The organism is Bacillus sp. FSL K6-3458, assembly GCF_038005045.1.
GTDB classification, from domain to species: domain Bacteria; phylum Bacillota; class Bacilli; order Bacillales; family Bacillaceae; genus Bacillus; species Bacillus altitudinis.
This window is the reverse complement of sequence record NZ_JBBOSI010000001.1, coordinates 3,285,797-3,307,054: the sequence shown is the minus strand read 5'-3', so window position 1 is coordinate 3,307,054 and position 21,258 is coordinate 3,285,797. Positions and strand designations below refer to the sequence as shown.

Annotated in this window: 21 protein-coding genes; 13 read left to right on the top strand and 8 right to left on the bottom strand. The window is 43.1% G+C overall.

Translation table 11 applies throughout. From position 1 onward, the window contains the following. The first annotated feature begins 34 nt into the window (after positions 1-34). The 6 genes from MHH23_RS17440 to MHH23_RS17415 all read left to right on the top strand — a co-directional run bounded on the left by MHH23_RS17440 (position 35) and on the right by MHH23_RS17415 (position 9,657). Entirely contained in the window at positions 35-2,926 is a 2,892-nt protein-coding gene (locus tag MHH23_RS17440) for an exosporium glycoprotein BclB-related protein (RefSeq protein WP_340959935.1), read from the top strand. 142 nt (positions 2,927-3,068) lie between these two features. Next, complete coding sequence (locus MHH23_RS17435; protein WP_024719339.1) at positions 3,069-4,664, top strand: sensor histidine kinase; 1,596 nt, start codon at positions 3,069-3,071, stop codon at positions 4,662-4,664. Between the two features lie 3 nt (positions 4,665-4,667). Next, the gene (locus tag MHH23_RS17430) at positions 4,668-5,366 is read left to right on the top strand and encodes a response regulator (protein WP_017366803.1); all 699 of its coding nucleotides are present in this window, start codon (positions 4,668-4,670) and stop codon (positions 5,364-5,366) included. 2 nt (positions 5,367-5,368) lie between these two features. Next, entirely contained in the window at positions 5,369-6,346 is a 978-nt protein-coding gene (locus MHH23_RS17425; RefSeq protein ID WP_024719340.1) for a tripartite tricarboxylate transporter substrate-binding protein, read from the top strand. A 190-nt stretch (positions 6,347-6,536) separates the two neighbouring features. Then, positions 6,537-7,835: a citrate:proton symporter gene (locus tag MHH23_RS17420; protein ID WP_024719341.1), complete on the top strand. Its 1,299-nt coding sequence runs from the start codon at positions 6,537-6,539 to the stop codon at positions 7,833-7,835. A 181-nt stretch (positions 7,836-8,016) separates the two neighbouring features. Next, positions 8,017-9,657, top strand: coding sequence for a M14 family metallopeptidase (locus tag MHH23_RS17415; protein WP_268431500.1), 1,641 nt, complete (start codon positions 8,017-8,019; stop codon positions 9,655-9,657). Between the two features lie 63 nt (positions 9,658-9,720). On the opposite strand, the gene MHH23_RS17410 is transcribed toward MHH23_RS17415, so the two are convergent. Beyond that, positions 9,721-10,206, bottom strand: coding sequence for a phenolic acid decarboxylase (locus MHH23_RS17410; protein ID WP_008341777.1), 486 nt, complete (start codon positions 10,204-10,206; stop codon positions 9,721-9,723). Between the two features lie 113 nt (positions 10,207-10,319). Here MHH23_RS17410 and MHH23_RS17405 point away from each other — a divergent pair, with 113 nt between their 5' ends. The 3 genes from MHH23_RS17405 to MHH23_RS17395 all read left to right on the top strand — a co-directional run bounded on the left by MHH23_RS17405 (position 10,320) and on the right by MHH23_RS17395 (position 12,614). Next, entirely contained in the window at positions 10,320-10,877 is a 558-nt protein-coding gene (locus MHH23_RS17405; RefSeq protein ID WP_340959934.1) for a PadR family transcriptional regulator, read from the top strand. Positions 10,878-10,981: 104 nt separating this feature from the next. Further along, on the top strand, positions 10,982-12,088 hold the full coding sequence (locus tag MHH23_RS17400) for a nitric oxide synthase oxygenase (RefSeq protein WP_047946767.1): 1,107 nt from the start codon (positions 10,982-10,984) through the stop codon (positions 12,086-12,088). Positions 12,089-12,188: 100 nt separating this feature from the next. Beyond that, positions 12,189-12,614: a hypothetical protein gene (locus MHH23_RS17395; protein WP_041506615.1), complete on the top strand. Its 426-nt coding sequence runs from the start codon at positions 12,189-12,191 to the stop codon at positions 12,612-12,614. Positions 12,615-12,628: 14 nt separating this feature from the next. Here MHH23_RS17395 and MHH23_RS17390 read toward each other — a convergent pair whose 3' ends face one another. Next, positions 12,629-12,901, bottom strand: a complete 273-nt coding sequence (locus tag MHH23_RS17390) for an acylphosphatase (protein ID WP_039962563.1) — start codon at positions 12,899-12,901, stop codon at positions 12,629-12,631. 123 nt (positions 12,902-13,024) lie between these two features. Between MHH23_RS17390 and MHH23_RS17385 the strand changes: the two genes are divergently transcribed. Beyond that, positions 13,025-13,675: an MOSC domain-containing protein gene (locus MHH23_RS17385; protein ID WP_340959931.1), complete on the top strand. Its 651-nt coding sequence runs from the start codon at positions 13,025-13,027 to the stop codon at positions 13,673-13,675. 41 nt (positions 13,676-13,716) lie between these two features. Here MHH23_RS17385 and MHH23_RS17380 read toward each other — a convergent pair whose 3' ends face one another. From MHH23_RS17380 to map, 3 genes are all read right to left on the bottom strand, one after another. Beyond that, positions 13,717-13,854 (bottom strand): YflJ family protein, encoded by a 138-nt coding sequence (locus tag MHH23_RS17380; RefSeq protein WP_008341771.1) that lies wholly within the window; start codon positions 13,852-13,854, stop codon positions 13,717-13,719. Between the two features lie 134 nt (positions 13,855-13,988). Next, positions 13,989-14,150 carry a hypothetical protein gene (locus MHH23_RS17375; RefSeq protein ID WP_008341770.1) on the bottom strand — a complete coding sequence of 54 codons (162 nt, stop codon included), beginning with the start codon at positions 14,148-14,150 and terminating at the stop codon, positions 13,989-13,991. A gap of 123 nt (positions 14,151-14,273) precedes the next feature. Then, positions 14,274-15,023, bottom strand: coding sequence for a type I methionyl aminopeptidase (gene map / locus MHH23_RS17370; RefSeq protein ID WP_008341769.1), 750 nt, complete (start codon positions 15,021-15,023; stop codon positions 14,274-14,276). 190 nt (positions 15,024-15,213) lie between these two features. Between map and nagE the strand changes: the two genes are divergently transcribed. Next, a complete protein-coding gene (nagE, locus tag MHH23_RS17365) occupies positions 15,214-16,578 on the top strand; it encodes an N-acetylglucosamine-specific PTS transporter subunit IIBC (RefSeq protein WP_340959929.1) in 1,365 nt (454 codons plus the stop codon). A gap of 18 nt (positions 16,579-16,596) precedes the next feature. Here the strand turns inward: nagE and MHH23_RS17360 are convergent, their stop codons facing one another. Then, positions 16,597-17,355, bottom strand: a complete 759-nt coding sequence (locus tag MHH23_RS17360) for a DUF817 domain-containing protein (protein WP_138278235.1) — start codon at positions 17,353-17,355, stop codon at positions 16,597-16,599. 194 nt (positions 17,356-17,549) lie between these two features. On the opposite strand from MHH23_RS17360, the gene MHH23_RS17355 reads away from it, so the two are divergent. After that, positions 17,550-18,053: a DoxX family protein gene (locus MHH23_RS17355; protein WP_058336532.1), complete on the top strand. Its 504-nt coding sequence runs from the start codon at positions 17,550-17,552 to the stop codon at positions 18,051-18,053. A gap of 42 nt (positions 18,054-18,095) precedes the next feature. Here MHH23_RS17355 and MHH23_RS17350 read toward each other — a convergent pair whose 3' ends face one another. Further along, the gene (locus MHH23_RS17350; RefSeq protein ID WP_060780873.1) at positions 18,096-18,683 is read right to left on the bottom strand and encodes a YjgB family protein; all 588 of its coding nucleotides are present in this window, start codon (positions 18,681-18,683) and stop codon (positions 18,096-18,098) included. 102 nt (positions 18,684-18,785) lie between these two features. Continuing rightward, positions 18,786-20,768, bottom strand: a complete 1,983-nt coding sequence (locus MHH23_RS17345; RefSeq protein WP_135010355.1) for an LTA synthase family protein — start codon at positions 20,766-20,768, stop codon at positions 18,786-18,788. Here MHH23_RS17345 and MHH23_RS17340 point away from each other — a divergent pair. Then, positions 20,759-21,040, top strand: coding sequence for a hypothetical protein (locus MHH23_RS17340; RefSeq protein ID WP_268431498.1), 282 nt, complete (start codon positions 20,759-20,761; stop codon positions 21,038-21,040). The genes MHH23_RS17345 and MHH23_RS17340 overlap by 10 nt on opposite strands. The last annotated feature ends 218 nt before the right edge of the window (positions 21,041-21,258 follow it).

The following is a 21,258-nucleotide window of genomic DNA, read 5'->3' as shown; positions in this document are numbered from 1 at the left end:
GATCATGATGAATACGATGGATGGGGGTGATTCTATGAGAAAATGTAGACAATGCGGAAAGATATACCCAACTCATTCGACAGACCACTACCAAAAAGGAAGCTGGTATGATGCGTATAAGGATGATGGCTGGGAATGTGATAGTTGTAAGAAAGGTAAATCAGACAAACCAAGGAAACCAGTAAAAAATCCATGCTGCGGAAAAGATCCTTGTGTGTGTGTCATTCAAGGACCGCCAGGGGGAAGAGGAAGGAGAGGCCCAGCAGGTCCGGCGGGTCCAGTGGGTCCAGTAGGCCCAGCGGGTCCAGCCGGCCCGGCAGGTCCACAAGGCCCAACAGGCGTTGGGTTAACAGGGATTGTAGCATTTGATCCAGCGGTAGCCCCGGCGTATCCAGTAGGTCAAGTGGTGACATATGATGGCAGTACGTATGTGGTAAATTCAGCACCACCAACAGGTACGCCTGATACATCGCCGGATTATACGCTTTTAGCAGCTGCGGGCGCAACAGGTACAGGACCAACAGGTGTCACCGGAGATCCAGGTCCGACGGGTGCAACAGGAGCCACTGGTGTAGGTCTAACTGGAGTCGTTCCTTTTGATGCGGCAGCGGCACCAGGATATCCATTGGGTCAAGTAGTGACATATGAAGGTGGAACGTATCTTGCAAACACAGCATCACCAACGGGTACACCGGATACATCACCAGATTATACGCTTCTAGCCGCTGCGGGTGCGACAGGAGATACGGGTGCAACCGGAGCAACAGGAACAGGAGCAACAGGAGATACAGGCGCAACTGGAGCGACCGGAGCCACAGGAGATACGGGTGCCACAGGAGCAACAGGAACAGGAGCGACTGGCGCTACTGGAGATACAGGCGCAACCGGAGCGACCGGAGCCACAGGAGATACGGGTGCCACAGGGGCAACAGGAACAGGAGCGACCGGCGCTACTGGAGATACAGGTGCTACTGGAGCGACCGGAGCCACAGGAGATACGGGTGCCACGGGAGCAACAGGAACAGGAGCGACCGGCGCTACTGGAGATACAGGTGCTACTGGAGCGACCGGAGCCACAGGAGATACGGGTGCCACAGGGGCAACAGGAACAGGAGCCACGGGTGCAACGGGAGATACAGGTGCTACTGGAGCGACCGGAGCCACAGGAGATACGGGTGCCACAGGGGCAACAGGAACAGGAGCCACGGGTGCAACGGGAGATACGGGAGCGACTGGAGCAACCGGAGCCACGGGTGCAACGGGAGATACAGGAGCGACAGGAGCAATCGGAGCGACCGGAGTAACCGGAGCCACAGGAGTAACGGGAGATACGGGAGCGACCGGAGCCACAGGAGCAACGGGAGATACCGGGGCAACCGGAGTAGGGTTAGCTGGTATTTTGGCATTTGACCCAGCAACAGCTCCAACCTATCCAGTAGGTCAAGTGGTGACATATGAAGGTGGAACTTATATCGTAAATACAGCGCCACCAACTGGCACACCAGATACGTCTCCAGATTATACGTTATTGGCAGCCGCAGGTGTGACAGGCGCCACGGGAGATACAGGAGCGACCGGAGTAACCGGAGCCACAGGTGTAACGGGAGATACGGGAGCGACCGGAGTAACCGGAGCCACGGGTGCAACGGGAGATACGGGAGCGACTGGAGTAACCGGAGCCACAGGTGTAACGGGAGATACGGGAGCGACCGGAGTAACCGGAGCTACAGGTGCAACAGGAGATACGGGAGCGACCGGAGTAACCGGAGCTACAGGTGCAACAGGAGATACGGGAGCGACCGGAGTAACCGGAGCCACAGGTGTAACGGGAGATACGGGAGCGACCGGAGTAACCGGAGCCACGGGTGCAACGGGAGATACGGGAGCGACTGGAGTAACCGGAGCCACAGGTGTAACGGGAGATACGGGAGCGACCGGAGTAACCGGAGCCACAGGTGCAACAGGAGATACGGGAGCGACCGGAGTAACCGGAGCCACGGGTGCAACGGGAGCGACCGGAGTAACCGGAGCTACAGGTGCAACAGGAGATACGGGAGCGACTGGAGTAACCGGAGCAACCGGAGTAGGGTTAGCTGGTATTTTGGCATTTGACCCAGCAACAGCTCCAAACTATCCAGTAGGTCAAGTGGTGACATATGAAGGTGGAACTTATGTCGTAAATACAGCACCACCAACCGGCACACCAGATACGTCTCCAGATTATACGTTATTGGCAGCCGCAGGTGTGACAGGCGCCACGGGAGCAACCGGTGTCACCGGAGATACAGGTCCAACAGGAGCGACCGGAGTCACAGGAGCCACAGGTGTAACAGGAGATACGGGTGCAACAGGGGCTACAGGAACAGGAGCCACGGGCGCAACCGGTGCAACAGGAGCCACAGGTGCGACAGGATCAAGTGCGATTATTCCATTTGCATCTGGTACGCCAGCTGTTTTAACCACAATCGCAGGCGGTCTAGTTGGAACATCTAGCTTGGTCGGATTCGGTAACTCGGCGACTGGTGTCAGTATCGTAGGCGGAATCATTGATTTAACCGGAGCAGCAGGAACATTGTTAAACATGGCATTCTCCGTTCCAAGAGCTGGAACCATTACGTCATTTGCCGGCTATTTTAGCACGACTGCAGCCCTTTCTTTAGTTGGCACGAGTATTACTGTAACTGCTAGTCTGTTTGCTTCACCGACACCAAATAACAGCTTCACTCAAGTAGCGAGCGTCACATTGGCTCCAGCGTTAACCGGGATTTTAACGCTAGGGGCTATTACAAACGGCATCGCTACTGGTTTAAATGTACCAGTCACACCAGAAACAAGATTACTTGTCGTATTCTCGGCATCAGCTACAGGTCTTTCTTTAGTGAATACTGTAGCAGGCTATGCAAGTGCTGGTTTATCCATCACGTAATAGGCACACAGGGATGACTCAATACTGAGTCATCCTTTTTTTGTCTGTGTGAATTTTCTCTTAACTTCATGAGAAAAAATGATATGATTTTCTTAGAGTCTATTCGGGTGAATCTACTGAATTAGGGGTTGTGGCGGTGAGGATGGGCAAAAGGAAAGTCACTTTACAAACAAAAATTTTGGGGTTAATTATTGGTCTTTTACTTGTTGTTATTGCCTTATTGACCATTTGTTTTGGTTTTTTGCAGACATCAGAAAGGCAGAGCCAAGCTGAACAGCTGGCGGTGCAAACTGCTAGAACGATATCTTATATGCCGCCCATTAAAACATCGGTGGCTACGGGAGATTCGCAAAATGAAGAACAGGCTGTGCTTGAGCAAATGAAAGAGCAAGTAAGAGCGCATGCCATTTTTATCACCAATCAAAAAGGAAAGGTTCTTTTTCATACGAATCATGAGGATGTAGGGAAAACCATCAGTGTGTCGGAAGGAAGAAGTACACTGCTATTTGGAGGAACTTCCATATCAACGGGTGATTCTGATGGTGAAACCGTTGTCAGAGGAAGTGCTCCGATCATGAAAGAAACTGGCAGTTATGAAGAGATTATTGGGACAGTCAGTGTCGAATTTTTAAAAAGAGATATCGACCAAGCGACAGCTCATCAACTCTTCAAATTAAGTTATATTGCCCTTCTTGTGCTCTTGCCTGGGGTTTTTGGAGCGATTTTTTTAACAAGGAGTATTCGAAAAGATATATTAGGGCTTGAACCGCATGAAATTGCTTCATTATATCGAGAAAGAGAAGCGATGCTGCATGCGATTAAAGAGGGAATCATTGCATTTGACCGTAAAGGTGCCATTACGATGATGAATACGTCAGCTGAACAGATGCTACGCGTCTCTTCAACGCTGCCTCTTCATATTAATCAAGTGTTGCCAAATGCCAATCTTCTTTCCTATCTAAAGGTAGAGACGATTGAACCTAACATAGAATCAGTCGTCAATGATAAAACCTTCGTGCTAAATGTCAAAAAAGTGGTGCAGGACAATCGAGTATTTGGAGGAATTGTGAGTTTCAGGGAGAAAACCGAGCTGACAAAGCTGCTGGATACATTGACAGAGGTCAGTCAATATTCAGAAGACTTGAGAGCACAAACACACGAATTTTCGAATAAACTGTACGCTATTTTAGGCTTGCTTGAGTTGAAACAAGTGGATGAAGCCATTGAGTTAATTAAAGAAGAGTATACACTTCAAAATCGCCAGCATGATTTACTCATGAAGCAAATTCGCTCTCCGAAGATACAAGCCATTTTACTTGGGAAGTTAGGAAAGGCATCTGAGAAAAAGGTTCATTTTCACATTGATGAAAATAGTTCATTGGAGCCGCTCCCAGCCCATTTAAGTTTATCTCACTTTATTACCATCATTGGCAATCTCGTAGACAATGCGTTTGAGGCTGTATTGAATAAAGAAAAAAGAGAAGTCAGCTTGTTCATCACAGATATTGGATTTGATATTATCATAGAGGTATCTGATTCAGGGGACGGTGTAGATGAAGGAGCCATTTCACAACTTTTCACAAGAGGACATTCATCAAAGGGAGAAGGGCGAGGTTATGGACTTGCCAATGTCAAAGAAGTGCTAGATGAACTTGGGGGCTGGATTGAAGTTGCGAACCAAAAAGAAGGCGGTGCCATCTTCACTGTTTACATACCGAAAGGCACAAAGGGGGAATAGGTTGTGATAAAGGTACTCATTGCGGAAGATGATTTTCGAATCGCTGCGATTCATGAATCTTATATACAAAAGGTACAAGGCTTTCAAGTGGCCGGCAAGGCAAAGAGTGCAAAGGATCTGTGGGAGGCACTTCAAAAAGAACAAGTGGATCTCATTTTACTTGATGTCTACATGCCTGATGAGCTCGGCACGAACCTTTTGCCGCTGTTAAGAGAGCGCCATCCTGAAGTGGATGTGATCATTATCACGGCTGCAACGGAAACGATGCTGTTAAGAGACGCATTGCATTATGGAGTCGTTCATTATTTAATCAAACCAGTGACCGCCCAAAAATTCACGCAGGTTTTAACCGAATATAAAGAGAAGAGAGAGTTAATCAATTCAAAAGATGAAGTCAATCAAACGATGATTGATCTGTTTTTTGGTCAAATACAGGAAGAATCGCAGCAAAAGGATGAGCGAGACTTGCCAACAGGCATTAATTCATTGACTTTGGACAAGGTGAAAACATTCATGACAGCAGAGATGAACGGAATTACAGCGGAAGAACTCGGAGAAAAAATGGGCGCATCACGCACAACAGCAAGACGATACGTAGAGTATCTTGTGACAACGGGAGAATGCCGGGCAGAGCTGGCGTATGGAATCATTGGTAGACCAGAACGAAAATATTATCCCGCCAAAAAACAAACGGAGTCATAAAAATGAAAAAAGGAATACTCTTACTCATTTTGGTCTGCCTTTGTACAACGCTCACCTTTAATGAAAAAACAGCAAAAGATTCTTTCCTGGAGCACAGCCCATTATACATTGTGGTATCAGGTGTACCTGATGGCGGATTTGACCAAACAGCTCAAGTGATGAAAACCGTACTAGAACAAGAAAAGCTAGTGGAAGAGCCTGTGCATATTCTTTATCAAAGAGGCGGAACTGTTGATAAAGGATGGACCTATATGATGGAGCGAGATGCCAATTATATTAGTTTAAATTCGAGCTTATTATTAAGCCGTAATTTGCTGGGCAGCAGTAACGTGACCATGAATGATGTCACCCCGCTTGCTATTCTTGCGGAAGAGTGGCAGGTAGTCGCAGTGCCAGTTGATTCTCCTTTCTCAGATGGAAAGGAGCTATTACACGCATTAAAAAAGAAACCAGATTCCTTAAAAATTGGGTTTGCCCCGGACTTTGGAAATGATGATCAAATCTCATTCGCACGGGCTGCTGAAATGGCAGGAATTGATCCGTACCGCATTCAGTTTTTAAAATTTGATAGTGCAGATGATTTATTTCAAGCACTCATTGACCATGAGGTAGATGCGGCAACCACGACCATTACAGAGGTTCGCCATGATTATGAAAAGAAAAGACTGAAGCTTGTTGCGACCACAACGAATCAGCGTTTAGAAGGCTTCAAAGACGTGCCCACTTGGAAAGAACAGGGGATTCCGCTCATCTTCTCTCATTGGCGTGGTGTGATGGGACCAAAGCAAATGAATCAGCACGACATTCGAGCATGGGATCAGCTTCTTCAAAAAATGACGCAAACGAAGTCATGGAAAAAGCAGTTAAAACAAAAAGGCTGGACAAGCCGTTATATGAACAGTAAAGAAGCAAAGGTCTTTATGGAAGATCAATTAAGGCGATATGAGCAATTTATACAAGGAGAACAAGCGGTCAAATGAGACCGCTTTTTTTCATGGAACCAACAAACAACAACAATTGCACAAAATGAACAAAAAGCATTTATCGACCAAAAAAGAATTAAAATTCATAATATTTACTTCAATTCAGGCGTCAGATATCATGACAGAAAGGGTTGGAAATGGGATACCAACATTTAATGAAAGCGTATACAACATAAGGGGTGAAAAAATGTTAGCGATCTTAGGATTTCTTATGATGGTTGTATTTATGGTTTTAATTATGACGAAACGTATGTCTGTTCTAACGGCATTGGTATTAACACCGATTGCATTTGCTCTTATTGCAGGTTTTCATTTTACAGAAATTTCAGACATGATTGTCAAAGGTGTACAGCAAGTTGCACCAACGGCGGTCATGATCATGTTTGCCATTTTGTACTTCGGGATTATGATTGATGCAGGTTTATTTGATCCGATGGTGGCAAAAATTTTAAACATCGTCAAAGGCGATCCATTAAAAATTGTTGTCGGAACAGCTGTCCTGACGATGCTTGTCGCACTTGACGGTGATGGAACCACAACGTACATGATTACAACAACAGCCATGCTTCCGTTATTTACACTGCTTGGCATTCGTCCGATTATTTTAGCGGGTATCGCCGGAGTCGGCATGGGGATTATGAATACGATTCCATGGGGAGGGGCAACACCTAGAGCGGCAAGTGCACTTGGCGTTGATCCATCACTTTTATTTGGCCCGATGATTCCAGTCATTGGCGCAGGGGTTTTGAGCATGATTGTGGTGGCATACTTTCTTGGGAAGTCTGAAAGAAAACGTCTTGGTGTTATTGAGCTCGAACAGCCGATTCATGCCAATGAAATGGCAGCGGCACTGCAAGATGATATTAAGCGACCGAAACTTTGGTGGTTTAACCTGACACTGACTTTGCTATTGGTTCTTTTGCTAGTGTCAGGAAAAGTAAGCTTAACGGTTCTGTTTGTTCTTGCCTTCTGTGTTGCCATTATCGTGAACTATCCGAATTTAGAGCAGCAGCGTGAGCGGATTGCGGCTCATTCAACAAATGTTTTGGCGATTGCTTCGATGATTTTTGCGGCAGGTGTTTTTACAGGCATCTTAACTGGGACGAAAATGGTTGATGAAATGGCGATTTCGATTGTTTCAGCTATTCCAGAGCAGCTTGGCGGGTTTATTCCAGTCATTGTCGCGCTAACAAGCGGGATCTTCACTTTCTTTATGCCGAATGATGCATACTTTTATGGGGTACTGCCGATCCTATCAGAAACAGCGGCAGCATACGGTGTCGATAAAATTGAGATTGCGAGAGCATCTATCATAGGTCAGCCGATTCACATGTTAAGCCCACTTGTTCCATCGACTCATTTACTTGTTGGACTCGTTGGGGTATCACTAGATCAGCATCAGAAATTTGGCATGAAATGGGCGGTTCTTGCAGTCGTCGCCATGACAGTGATGGCGGTTCTCATTGGAGCCATTTCGATCTGGTAATGAGAAGAGTGTCTGCTGCTCATGCAGGCGCTCTTTTTTAGGTCCTATTGCAGGGCAAGCTCCATTCATTTGCCCTATATAAAGCCATGCATGATTCCTCCAAAAGATATATTTTTGAAAAATGCTGACACTTTTGCTGTTTTTTTCTTTATAATGCAAATCAACGAAGGGAGAGGATAGCATGTCCAAACAGAAAAGTACCATTCTTTTTGCTGCTGTATGCCTCATGGCAGGAAGTTTGTCGATGGTGATCCCAGCTTCAGCGAATGCAGAGACCCCTTATTATGGAAAAAGCTATGAGCAGCCAGCCTCGGTTCAAAAACTGTATCCTGAGCCTGATGAAACGTTTGATACCCCTGCTTTTCAGAAAAAAGGAAAAGCATTTACCACACAAGAAGAGCTTCAAGATTTTTTACGTGACATTGTCAGTAAAAGTCCTTACGCCACGCAGAAACAGATTGGAACATCCATTGAAGGCAGGTCCATTCCAGCCCTCTATTTTACAAAGGATCGCCACATCTCTCCACTGTCAAAAAAGCCAACGATCTGGCTTCAAGCACAAATACACGGAAATGAACCAGCCTCCGGTGAATCTGCCCTTGTCATCGCCAAACGACTAGCAGGTGATGAAGGAGAGCGTATCCTGAGCCATGTCAACGTCATCATTGTCCCAAGAATCAACCCAGATGGTTCTTATGCATTTGACCGCAGACTTGCAAACGGAATGGATGGCAACCGTGACCACATGACATTAGAATCTCCAGAGCTGACAGCCCTTCATCAAGAATTTAATCGCTATGCGCCCGAGGTCGTCATTGATGCCCATGAATATGATGTCGGTCAAAAGCAGTTCGAAGATATCGGTGCATCAGGTGCTCTCAAGTATCACGATTTGCTGATATTATCCGGTAAGAATTTGAACATTCCTGAAAGCATTCGTTTCACGTCAAATGAATTGTACGTCAACGGAGTGCGTGAAGCATTGACGAATAAGGGATTTTCCAACGATTTATATTATACAAACACAAGAGGAAAGGACGGAAAGATCGACCTTTATGAAGGCGGAACCGATGCACGAATTGGCCGAAATGCCCTGGCGCTTTCACCAGCTTTATCCTTTCTTGTAGAAAGTAGGGGGATTGGAATTGGTAGAGAGGACTTTACTCGGCGTGTGGCAGCACAAGTCACCACTCATGAAAAAATCATTGAGACAACGGTGAAGCATGCTAAGCAGGTGAAGCAGCAAATGGTGACGGAGCGGCTGAAACTTGTGAAAAAAGGTCTTCAACCAAATGATGATGATCAAGTAGTCATTCAAGATGCTTTCAAGGCGCCTGTGAACGATTCACTTGAAATGGTGGATATTGAGAAAGGACAAACCACCAATGTCCCAGTGCGTTTTCATAGTGCAAGTGATGCGGTTCCTGTATTGACAAGAGAACGACCGACAGCTTATCTCATTCTCCCAGGACATGAAGGAGTAGATAGAAAGCTCAGAACTTTAGGGTTAAAAAGTGTGACATTGCCTGTTGGCATGAAAGTGCCAGTTCAAGCCTATGAGGTGACAAAACGAGTGGAAACAAGCAAAACAGATATTCAGCTTGAAACGAGACTCGTTGAAAAGAAACGTCAACTGCCAAAAGGAACAAAGGTATATGTGACTGCACAGCCAGAGACCAATTTGTTGTCACTTGCCCTTGAACCAGAATCAAAAGACAGCTATATGTCATCAGGTTTTATTGCATCGAAAGTAGGCGATGAACTACCAGTTTACCGATTCTTGTTATCTCAAAAGACGTTAGGTATAAATAAAAAGGACTAAAATCAAGTTCATTTTAGTCCTTTGTCAACCACCCTAGAAGCGGCACAGTGCGTGCCGCTTTTTCTATTTTCGTCCAGCTCTGATCTCATCGGTCATGCCTTCATACGGTGCTTCTGCGATAATCGTTTCATCGTTTACCCCAGCATGGTGGATGTACGTAATGTCTGCGAATTCTGGTACGACATACTTCGGATAGGTTTCATATTTTTCACGGGATTCTTTCATGAGGTCGATATAGTCATTTTGATAGCAAACGGTGATATCTGGACGTTCATGCACCCATTTTGGGAAGAAAATGACGCCATGCATGCGTTTTTCCTCAGGCATAAAGTTCAAAGACACGTCTGTCCCAGTCGGTTCCGTCCAGGAAACTTTGTATACCCCTTTTGTCAGTTTCACAATATTCACTTCTTGATCACGAACCCAGCGGCCTCCAACCATTCCGCTATGAATGCGGTAATCAATGGTGTGATCATTTTTAATGTAAATCTCATATTCCCAGCCATTTTCATACGTATAAATCATATGAAGTCCAACGAATTGATCCATGTTTATTCCTTCTTTCAATTAAAATAATGTTGTTTCAAACATGTCATGATTTACATGTTTATTTTAGGATGTATGGTATACTATTGTCAAAGAATATGCGTTGGAGGCATGTCATGAGAGTACTGAAATATGCCATTCTTGGCTTACTAGATCAGCGTGAGCTGACGGGATACGATATGAAGAAACACTTTGAAGATTCCCTTGGACAGTTTTGGAGTGCGAAGCATAGTCAAATATACCCTGAATTAAAGCGGCTAACAGAAGAGGGTTTTATTGAATTTGATATTCACATACAAGGAAAGAAGCTAGAGAAGAAGGTCTATCAAATCACTGATGCAGGAAAAAGAGAACTGCATGAGTGGTTAAGGAAAAAAGGCCCGATTCCAGACACAACAAAAGATGAATTTATGTTAAAAACGTTCTTTATCTCATCTATGGATCAAAAAGAAGCGGCCGGTCTCTTCTCACATCAGCTGCTGGAGCGAACAAAGAAAGTAGAGATGCTTGAACAGAAACTGAACGTTTTAACAGAAGAAGATCCATCTGTCCAATCACTGCATTCAACACAATTCGGGCATTATTTAGTACTGACAAGAGCAATTGAAAGGGAAAAAGGGTATGTTCGCTGGCTCCAAAAGACCCTTGAAGTCATTGATTCATCCATTGTCTAAGGACAATCGTCGCATGATATGATAAAAAATGGTTTGAAACAAGTGAATTTATCATTAGAAACCGCTACAATGGATATATTCGTATTAAAGTGAGGCGAGTATGTTTGAGTAACCAAGAAGCGTTGTGGAATGAAGCAGAAGCTTTTATTTCTGTATGCTATGAAGAATTAGGCAAGTCAAATGAAGAAAAAGCAGCACGTCTGCATGAAATAAAAAAAGAAATTGAGTCTGACGGTATGTATACTCATACGCAGGAAGAATTAGCTCACGGGGCAAAAATGGCATGGCGCAACAGCAACCGGTGCATTGGGCGCTTGTTTTGGTCAACACTGCATGTGCATGACTGCCGGCACGTGACAACAGAAGATGAGGTGAAAGAGGCACTCTTTCATCATATTGAGTATGCGACAAATGGGGGTAAAATCAAACCGTCCATTACCATCTTCCCACCAGAGAATAAGGGACGGAAGGAAGTCGTTATTTATAATCATCAGCTTGTTCGTTATGCGGGATATGAGTCGGAATATGGCATCATTGGGGACGAGGCATCACTTGAATTAACCAAGTTGTGTGAAGCGCATGGCTGGAAAGGCGAAGGCACGCATTTTGACCTTCTGCCACTTATGTTTCAGCTAAAAGATCAGCCGCCGGTTCTGTATGATCTTCCGAGAGAGATCGTTCAAGAGGTAGAGATCACCCATCCTGAATATGATGGATTCGGTGATTTAGGACTGAAATGGTATGCTGTTCCGATTATTGCTGATATGAAATTAGAAATTGGCGGCATTCATTACAATGCGGCACCGTTTAATGGATGGTATATGGGAACAGAAATTGGCGCACGAAATCTAGCTGACGAAAACCGCTACAATATGCTGAAAAAAGTTGCTTCTATTTTAGGACTGGACACGACAAAGAATGCGTCACTTTGGAAGGACAAAGCCATTGTCGAGTTGAATGTGGCGGTTCTTCATTCTTACCGGGAAGCAGGGGTGACCATTGTGGATCATCATACAGCTGCCCATCAGTTCAAACAATTTGAAAAACAGGAAGAAAAGGCTGACCGTAAGCTGACTGGTGATTGGACATGGCTGATTCCGCCAGTATCACCAGCTGCTACGCATATCTTCCATCGTCACTATGACAATACGATCGTGAAACCGAATTATTTTTATCAGGAAAAACCATACCACGGGACGGAAAGAGCCTAGCGAAAAGCTAGGTTTTTTTGTATGAAATGAGTCTTTTGAATGTTGTTTGATTTGGAAAATGATGGTTTAATGTCGGTGGAATCAAAAGGGGGGAATATAGATGAAAAAAATGAAGTTGCTCATATTTTTGGCTGTATTCGGTTTCAACGGATTTCTACCGCTAGGTGATGAGAGAGCTAAAGCAACTACTGGAACAATGGTTCAGAATGTCATCGATTTAAAGGTGACAACCGATCGTTCAACTTATACTTCGCTTCATCCTCAGGTCAACGTCAACATGACCGCAACAACAAATGAAACACTTTATTATACAGCTGCTATTCGAAAACTTACTTTCCCAGTGACACCAGTCTTTACACACGAAGGGTCTATCTCTGGACAAAACGCTTTCGCAGCACCTACTCGTTTATTATTTCCTAACAGTGGATCAGCCAACTATGATGTTCATGTGAGTCTCTACAAAGATGCTTCACGTACAACCTTGATTGGATATTATGTTGCAAACCCATTTACTGTTGTGAAATAAAGGACACACATCAACTATCCTCTAATCCGAAAGTCTTGATAATGGGCGAACTTGGTGAGCGGCTCCATGTCCAAATGTGTGACTTTTGAAAAAGGACTACCTTTACGGACGGTCTCTAAAAAGTCAAAAACCTCCTGCTGCTCTCCTTCTACTTTTAACTCCACGTGACCCTCATCTGTGTTGCGTACCCAGCCTTTTATCCCTCGATTGACGGCCTCTCCTTGAACAAAATATCGAAAACCGACTCCTTGCACTCGTCCTTTTACAATAGCGTGATAATGAACCAATGTCATCTCTCCTTTTTTCTCATCGTACCATAACCTGCCTCGTTCCTTCACGTACCGACTATGATTTGACTGTCAAACCATGTAAAATAAAAGGCAATCAGACAATCAAAGGAGATGGCGAGAGTGGGGCAGACAAGGTACGACATCGAAGGAATTCAAGTAGGACAACCTATCACCACCTATGTGAATGGTAAAGAAATCAAAACAGCCATCAACAAAAAGCGTATTCACGAGCCTGTTTATTTGAGTAAGCTCAATTTTGATGGAGATGGCCAGGGTGATTTGATCCATCACGGAGGTGATGATAAAGCCATTTGCGTCTTTCCATATGATCACTATACTTATTTTGAGCAATTTTTAGGAGTGTCGTTACAGGAGGCAGCTTTCGGTGAGAACGTGACCGTGCATCAGCTTGTAGAGACAGAAGTCCGTATTGGAGATGTATTTCAGTTTGGGGAAGCGATTGTTGAGGTCAGCCAGCCAAGACAGCCATGTGTGAAGCTCTCTCTTAAGCATGGAAACATGAAGCTTGTGAAGGAAGTGCAGCAAACGGGATATACCGGTTTTTATTTGCGTGTGCTGAAAGAAGGAATGGTCTCTCCTGATGAAGCTCTTGTGTTAGTCGAAAAAGCGCCCCATCCCATCACAGTCCACGAAGTCAATGAAGTTAAATACCGTCAAGTAGATCAAAACAGGCTGAAAGCAGTTCTTGAAGTAGATGCCTTAGCAGATGTGGTCAGAAAATCTTTAGAAAAACGTGTTCAGCCCATATAAAAAAGCCGTACATCTGATATGGATGTACGGCTTTTCAACATTTAAGAGCTCGTTTTCTTTTGCTCAAGAAGATTTGCAAGGAAATAAGTTTTAAAGCTTTGAAGCTTTCTTCCTTCATGCTTGGTCACACCAAGCTTCTTTAATTCTTCGACATACCAGCCTTTGCTACCATAATGCATGATAGAAAACTCCTTTCAATGGAAACTGCCTGCATTGTAACATCTCAAAAAAGGACGTGAAAAGTGTGCAGGTGTTTAGAAATGAAAACTGATTCTATCTGCCTATGATCTATGTATATGCTGGAAATAATCATTTATGAATTTGGCGGGTTGAGGGTAACAATGATCATGCCGACTGTCATAATCATGATGACAATCCCGAGGTAGGTCATCATGGATTGTTTTTTCTTAATACCTACAACCGTTAAAATAATACTTTCAATAAAGAAGATAACACCGATGATGATGAACCACATATCAAATAAGACCCCTTTCGCATATCTTTGCCTATTTTACCACAGGCATTTTTGTTTAGTCGTGACAGATTCGTGAAAGAGATATGAAAAAATCCCCTCCAGTGAAGGAAGGGACCCGCTTGCTTACAGCTTTGTTAAAATAATCGGTTCGTCTTTTGTGATCACAATCGTATGTTCAATCTGTGCGACCAGGCTCTTATCAGGTGTTTTAAATGTCCAGCCGTCATCCGCTTGATATATCGATTCAGCATTTGTTGAAATAAAAGGTTCAAAGGCGATGACTGTCCCATTCTTAAACAAAGCATTATCGAATGGATCATAATAGTTCAAAATATGGTTAGGTGCTTCATGCAGGCTTTTCCCAATACCGTGTCCTGTCAAGTTCTTAATGACGGTAAATCCTTGTTCTTTCGCTGTATTGTAGACCGCACGGCCAATTTGATTTTGTCTTTTACCGGCTTTCGCATGCTTTAATCCTTCAAGGAATGCATCCTCTGCACACTGGCATAATGCTTCAAGACGAGCATCTCCTGTACCTAAAACGAATGAAATCCCAGTATCGGAATAATATCCATCAAGCTCTGCTGAGATATCAATATTAATGAGGTCGCCCTCTTGTAAAATGGTTTTTTCACTTGGAATGCCATGTGCGACTTCATCATTGACACTGATGCAAGTCGTACCGGGGAAATCATATTCTTTTTCAGGAGCTGAATTGGCTCCATGCTCTTCTAATATTTTTTTCCCAATCAAATCTAATTCTTTTGTAGACATGCCTGGTTTCGCTTGGCTTTTCATTTCTTCTCTTGCCAAAGCGACAATTCGGCCGACTTTTTTTAAGGCTTCTAACTCATGATCATGTTTGACAATCACTGTTCATTCCCGCTTTCTATAACTTCATTCTATTCAATAGCTTACCACATTTTACGCCAAAAGAGTAAAGGCTGAGATTCGGGTGAGATGTGGACAAATTGGTATAGATAACTAGATGTGCATATGATATATTTTTTATGAACATCATGAGAGATTTGTTCATGATGATGACGAAGGGGGGAGAAATAAGATGGTGTTTCAGTTTTTTCAAAAGTTAGGAAAATCATTTATGCTTCCAATCGCTGTGCTTCCTGCAGCGGGTATCATTTTGGCTATTGGGCGAGAAGATGTATTCAACATCCCGTTTATTTATGCTGCAGGAAATGCAATTTTTGCGAATTTGGCTTTAATTTTTGCTATGGGTGTAGCGATTGGTATTTCAAAGGACGGTAACGGGGCAGCGGCGTTATCTGGAGCGATCTCTTATTTTATTTTGTCAGCTGGTACCACGTCGATCAATTCGACCAACAATATGGGGGTATTGGGTGGTATTTTGTGCGGACTTTTGGCAGGTTACGTTTACAATAAATTTAAGGACACGAAACTGCCGGAATACCTAGGTTTCTTTAGTGGAAGACGGCTTGTGCCAATTATGACAGCACTTTTTACCATTCTATTAGCAGCCGTTTTTGGATATGTATGGCCTCCAATTCAAAGTGTGATCAATGATTTGGGAGAGTGGATTTTAAGTCTTGGAGCAACGGGTGCCGGGCTGTTTGGCTTCTTTAACCGCTTGCTCATTCCATTAGGACTTCACCATGTGTTGAATAATCTATTTTGGTTTCAATTCGGTGAATTCAGCGGAGCGACAGGTGATTTAGCACGGTTCTTCAAAGGTGATCCAAGTGCAGGTGTCTTTATGACTGGTTTCTTCCCAGTGATGATGTTCGGGCTGCCGGCGGCATGTCTCGCGATGGTTGTGACCGCAAAGCCTGAAAAACGAAAAGCAACAGCCGGTCTTATGATTGGAATGGCACTGACGTCATTTATTACAGGAATCACAGAACCAATTGAATTCTCATTTATGTTTTTATCTCCACTTTTATATGGTGTTCATGCGATATTAACTGGTCTTTCGCTCTTTATTGTCAACACCTTAGGCATTCATAGCGGTTTCGCTTTTTCAGCCGGTGCGATTGATTACGTTTTAAGTTTTGGAATTGCGCAAAAGCCCATTCTGTTACTTGTGGTTGGGGTCATCTATGGCGTGATTTACTTTGTTGTTTTCTATTTCCTGATTAAATTGTTAAAGCTAAAAACACCAGGCAGGGAAGATGATGACATCGAAGATATCCCAGGGGATGATACACATACTGCCGGAGCAAGTATGCTCGTAGAGGGACTAGGCGGCAAAGACAATATCACCACAATTGACCATTGTGCGACCCGTCTTCGTTTAACAGTAGAAGATACCAATTTATTAAATGAAGGTACATTGAAAAAAGCAGGTGCCAAAGGGGTACTGACGTCAGGAAAAACTTCCGTACAAATCATCATTGGAACAAATGTCGAATTTGTCGCCGATGATCTTCGTAAGGAAGTCGATCGGGACTAAAAAAAGCGTTCAGCCAGATCAAATGGGCTGAACGTTTTTTTGTTTTCGCTGTTCGATTACCAGTACAATGCTGATGACAACAAGTAAAAACCATGAACTGATTTTACCAAGATGGACGAGAGACCAAGCATGCTGCTGATTTGGATATTGCCATGCTCCTAAAAAGGTCGTGACATTTTCGGCCACCCAAATAAAAAAGCCAATCAGTAAAAACGAGATAACAAGCGGCATGCGAAAGGTCGATGAACCGACCTGAAAGGACACGGTTGTTTTTCGAAACACAACCACTAGGAGTAATGTCAGCCACCAGCGTAGATCATAAATCCAGTGATGAGTAAAGAAATTGAGGTAAATACATAAACTGATCCCAATCGAAAGATACGGGTGAGGCCACGCATTCACCTTCACGCGAAGCCGAGTCAGTGCCTGATAAATATAGCTTGCCACACTGGCATACATAAAGCCGCTATAGAGCGGAACCCCAAAAATTTTCGTATAAGCTTCTTCAGGATAGGACCATGAACCCATATGTACTTTGTAGATTTCTAAGCCTATTCCAATCACATGAAAGAGACAAATAACCTTCAACTCTGTCAGTGTCTCAAGCCGCAGCATCAGCATGAGGAGCTGTGCGATAAGGCAAAGCAGAAGAATAACATCATATCGAGGAAGAAAAGGAATAGACACGATCTTTGATAGGGCAAGCGCTGTAAAGATCATGACGGGGAATAGACATGAAATAGCCTGTAAATAAGCAAAATGAAATAATGTTTTCATACAAAATGTAACCCCTTTTTACTGTCTGAAATAACTTAGACGGAAATAGCAAGGGAAAAGTTTACCTCGACTAGATATTCATGAACAATTTGTGAATATATATGTGAAAGGGATCACAAATGATATTTACATAGTATAATAAGATCATAAAGAAAATGTGAAATATTTCACATAATTTAAAAGGAGGCATCATCATGTTTACAAAATTCTTACAAACGAATGTATGGGCAGCGGTTATCCTTTTGGCAGCAAGACTTTATATCGGATGGACTTGGCTGACATCTGGTATTGGAAAACTAACAGGCGGATTCGATGCATCAGGATATTTGCAATTTGCCATAGCTGAACCTGTTGTGAAAGATGGACATCTTGTTTATCCGTTCTATGTTTGGTTTTTAGAAAATGTCGCGTTGCCAAATGCCGGACTCTTCAGTGTCATGGTCATGTGGGGAGAAATCTTAGTTGGTCTAGGACTAATTGTTGGATTGTTCACAACAACGGCAGCCTTTTTTGGAAGCGTGATGAATGTCTCTTTCTTACTAGCTGGAACCGTCTCTGTTAACCCGCTTCTTCTTCTGATCGCCGTCTTTATCATAGCAGCGAAAGGAAATGCCGGAAAATTTGGTCTTGATTATGTAGCAGGTCCAATCCTTAAGCGAAAACTGAAAAGAAAGCCGCATTTAGAAGTGGCATCATAATAAAGAAAAGCATCCTGAGCAAAAATTCAGGATGCTTTTTATTTAGGAACCGGCTTTGATGAGGTTAATATGCACCACAGTCAGCTCGTGCTGACTGATATCTGGATCATGTCCGACGATAAATTCGAGCTCATAATCACCGGTCTGATAAACGTATTTTTTCTCTTTTGTTTGCGGGATGGTGCTGACTGAATCTGCTGATCCAAGCTGTTTCTTTAATAGGGAAGGAGTCATTCCTCCGATATTCGTTTCTTTTTCTACATTTGTTCCAAAATAACGGATTTCGTTAATCTTGCCTTTTTTGTCATAGTGAAAAGCAAATCCAGGGTTGCCCATCTCAGCATGATACAAATCAAAGCCGCTTTGACCGGTTTCTGGATAAGGCTGTCCTAGTTTATGCCGAACGTCTTTTTTTGTTTGAACCCCTATTTTGAGTCCTTCTGCATAGTATGGCATTTGTCCTTGATGTGCTAGCTGATAAATGCTGTTTAGCGCTGCTTTCGGCCCTTGAGGAATGGACTGTTCTGCCTGCGTTTGGGTCAGGGCGTGCGCTGAAATCGCCGGGCTAAAACCGAATAAGGTGGAAGAAGCGAGTGAAGCGGTCACGACAAAAGCTGCTGTTTTTTTCATGATTAATCAATCCCTCCTTCTTCAACTATACCCGGTGCCATGTGGATCAAACGTAAAAAGCCCCAGCTGATCTTGGATCGGCTGGGGCCTTAAATGAAAAAGTTATTTGGAAGACGAGCTGGATTCATCTTTGGCGGAAGAGGAATCTTTTTCATCCTGTACTTTCTTTGTGTAGTCATAATCATTGCGTTCAATTGGTGTAAAGCCTTTAGGTTTGTAGAAACGGAGTAAATCTTCCGTGACAATCTTATCAGATGTCTCTAGCATCTTTTTCACCGTTTCGTTTTCTTGTGATGCCTTTTCAGTCGGCTCGATTTTTTCACCTGTTTTGTTGCTGTAATAGTTGTTGCCTACTTTCGTGTAGTCCTTAGACACGAAGTCTCCATTTCTAAATGGCACAAGCTCTTTAAAGTTCTTCGATAAGATATCAGAACCAGACATTAAATAGTTCTTCGTATCATCTCCGAGCAGGTGGAGAAGAGTAGGCGCAACATCGACTTCACCAGAGTATTTATGAATCTGTCCGCCTTTTACGCCTGGCACATGGATAAAGAGCGGCACACGCATAAGCTGGGCATTTTCATAGTCTCCAATTTTTTCGCCAGTCACTTTTTCCATCGCTTCATTATGGTTTTCTGAAATGCCGTAATGGTCACCGTACATAATGACGACGGTATTGTCATAGAGACCAGATGTCTTCAAGTCATTAAAGAACTGTTCAATGGCTTCATCTAAATAATGAGCAGATTGGAAGTAGTTATCAACGACGGAGTCTCCGAAGTCGCCAGGTTCAAAATCAGTATCACCTTCATCCATACCAAATGGGAAGTGGTTTGACAGCGTAATGAATTTTGAATAAAACGGCTGTTTCAGATTTTCAAGCATTGGCATGGATTCTTTGAAGAACGGTTTGTCTTTCAATCCATAGTTCTTCGTATCTTGTTCATTCATATCGTAGTACTCAGAATCGTAAAATCTGTCATATCCAAAGGACTTAAACATTTCATTTCGGTTCCAGAACGTTTTCGTATTCCCGTGGAATTCTGCGGACGTGTATTGGTCCTTTTTCAAAATGCCAGGAAGTGCCTGATATGTGTTTTGAGCTTTGTTAATAAACACAGAGCCTTGTGATAATGGGAAAAGCCCCGTATCCATCATAAATTCCGCATCAGATGTCTTTCCTTGCCCTGTTTGATGGAAGAAATTGTCAAAATAAAACGTTTTGTTGTCATGGGCTAATGAATTTAGGAAAGGAGTGACCTCTTTTCCATTCACCTTGTAATCAATGACAAAGTTTTGCAGTGATTCAAGAGAAATCGTAATGACGTTCATGCCTTTCGCTTTCCCGTAATAAGCTGGGTTAGGATCAGCGCTGTTCGCCTTTAGATAATTCTCTACATCTGTTACGTCACTTGAATTTGCCAGGGCACGCTGGCTGTTTGATTTCACATTTTGAATGGCATCAAACACCGTAAAATTATAAGCACCCAAGTATTTGACTAAATAATTGCGGTCGAACGATCTTGATAAAAGCTCTGGGCGATCAATTTCTGCTGCGATTAAGTTGACAATAAAAATCAGAACAGAGGACACAAGAACGAGTCTAAACGATTTTGTTTTTTGAACAGGTACAGTCGCTGTACTTGTTTGCTGCTGTCTTTTCATGCGGACTGCGAGTACGATCAAGATGATGGTATCGAGAAAATAAAACATATCAGTCCAACGCATGAGTGAAAATGCACTATCACCTAATTGTCCGCCATTCGTTCCTGCCTGCATCACTGTAGGCAGCGTGATAAAGTCATTGAAGAATCGATAGTACACGATGTTTGCGTAAAGTAAAAAAGACATGAAAAAGTGAATCACAATGATAGCGGCAGGCTGCCATTTTTTCTTGAACAATAAAGCAAAGCCAAGAAAGAACAAGCTGGAGCTAATAGGATTCACAAAAAGCAAAATATGCTGAAGCACATTTGATATACCAAGTTTAAATTCGATTAAATAAGCTGTATACGTCTTGAGCCATAACAAGATGGCTGCAATCACAAAGAAGCCGAGGCCTCTTTTTTGAATAAATGTTTTCATTTAAACACTCCTTTTCTCCGTTAAACGGAAGAGGCGGAACGAAAGAAAACGAACCATTAGAATATACCATGAAATGCACAAATAGAAAAGTCATAACCGGTGAGCCGGTAAAGCAGCCTGTCCGCGCTAAAAATGGGAAGACATCGGAAATGTTCGATCTTCGAAAAACTTTTTATGAAATCCATCCTATTATTGACAGAAAATTCTGGTATTTTCCTGTTGCTATATCAATAAAACAGGTAAAAAGACACAAGTCTAAAGAATTAATTTGATTCCTACAATGGTGCTTTTAGGTGAATTTCCAGTGTTTATTAATGTTTATGCAGGTTAAGTAAAAAAAATGAGGGAATGAATGGATGAAATCACTGGATAATAATTCCTTCATGAAAATATATTGATATATTTTATTGCTTCATAAACATAAAGGTTTTGATGTGCAGTGTAAGGGTTTTATTCGTTTTGACGAGCGAACAAATTATCTAAATATACT

What these genes read in the sequence shown, in the direction of transcription:
- nagE (WP_340959929.1), top strand. Translation starts at nt 15,214, where the DNA reads ATGGTGTTTCAGTTTTTTCAAAAGTTAGGAAAATCATTTATGCTTCCA.
- MHH23_RS17360 (WP_138278235.1), bottom strand. Translation starts at nt 17,355, where the DNA reads ATGAAAACATTATTTCATTTTGCTTATTTACAGGCTATTTCATGTCTA.
- MHH23_RS17410 (WP_008341777.1), bottom strand. Translation starts at nt 10,206, where the DNA reads ATGGATCAATTCGTTGGACTTCATATGATTTATACGTATGAAAATGGC.
- MHH23_RS17405 (WP_340959934.1), top strand. Translation starts at nt 10,320, where the DNA reads ATGAGAGTACTGAAATATGCCATTCTTGGCTTACTAGATCAGCGTGAG.
- MHH23_RS17355 (WP_058336532.1), top strand. Translation starts at nt 17,550, where the DNA reads ATGTTTACAAAATTCTTACAAACGAATGTATGGGCAGCGGTTATCCTT.
- MHH23_RS17345 (WP_135010355.1), bottom strand. Translation starts at nt 20,768, where the DNA reads ATGAAAACATTTATTCAAAAAAGAGGCCTCGGCTTCTTTGTGATTGCA.
- MHH23_RS17380 (WP_008341771.1), bottom strand. Translation starts at nt 13,854, where the DNA reads ATGCATTATGGTAGCAAAGGCTGGTATGTCGAAGAATTAAAGAAGCTT.
- MHH23_RS17375 (WP_008341770.1), bottom strand. Translation starts at nt 14,150, where the DNA reads ATGTGGTTCATCATCATCGGTGTTATCTTCTTTATTGAAAGTATTATT.
- MHH23_RS17350 (WP_060780873.1), bottom strand. Translation starts at nt 18,683, where the DNA reads ATGAAAAAAACAGCAGCTTTTGTCGTGACCGCTTCACTCGCTTCTTCC.
- MHH23_RS17415 (WP_268431500.1), top strand. Translation starts at nt 8,017, where the DNA reads ATGTCCAAACAGAAAAGTACCATTCTTTTTGCTGCTGTATGCCTCATG.
- MHH23_RS17420 (WP_024719341.1), top strand. Translation starts at nt 6,537, where the DNA reads ATGTTAGCGATCTTAGGATTTCTTATGATGGTTGTATTTATGGTTTTA.
- MHH23_RS17435 (WP_024719339.1), top strand. Translation starts at nt 3,069, where the DNA reads ATGGGCAAAAGGAAAGTCACTTTACAAACAAAAATTTTGGGGTTAATT.
- MHH23_RS17425 (WP_024719340.1), top strand. Translation starts at nt 5,369, where the DNA reads ATGAAAAAAGGAATACTCTTACTCATTTTGGTCTGCCTTTGTACAACG.
- MHH23_RS17340 (WP_268431498.1), top strand. Translation starts at nt 20,759, where the DNA reads ATGTTTTCATTTAAACACTCCTTTTCTCCGTTAAACGGAAGAGGCGGA.
- MHH23_RS17395 (WP_041506615.1), top strand. Translation starts at nt 12,189, where the DNA reads ATGAAAAAAATGAAGTTGCTCATATTTTTGGCTGTATTCGGTTTCAAC.
- MHH23_RS17440 (WP_340959935.1), top strand. Translation starts at nt 35, where the DNA reads ATGAGAAAATGTAGACAATGCGGAAAGATATACCCAACTCATTCGACA.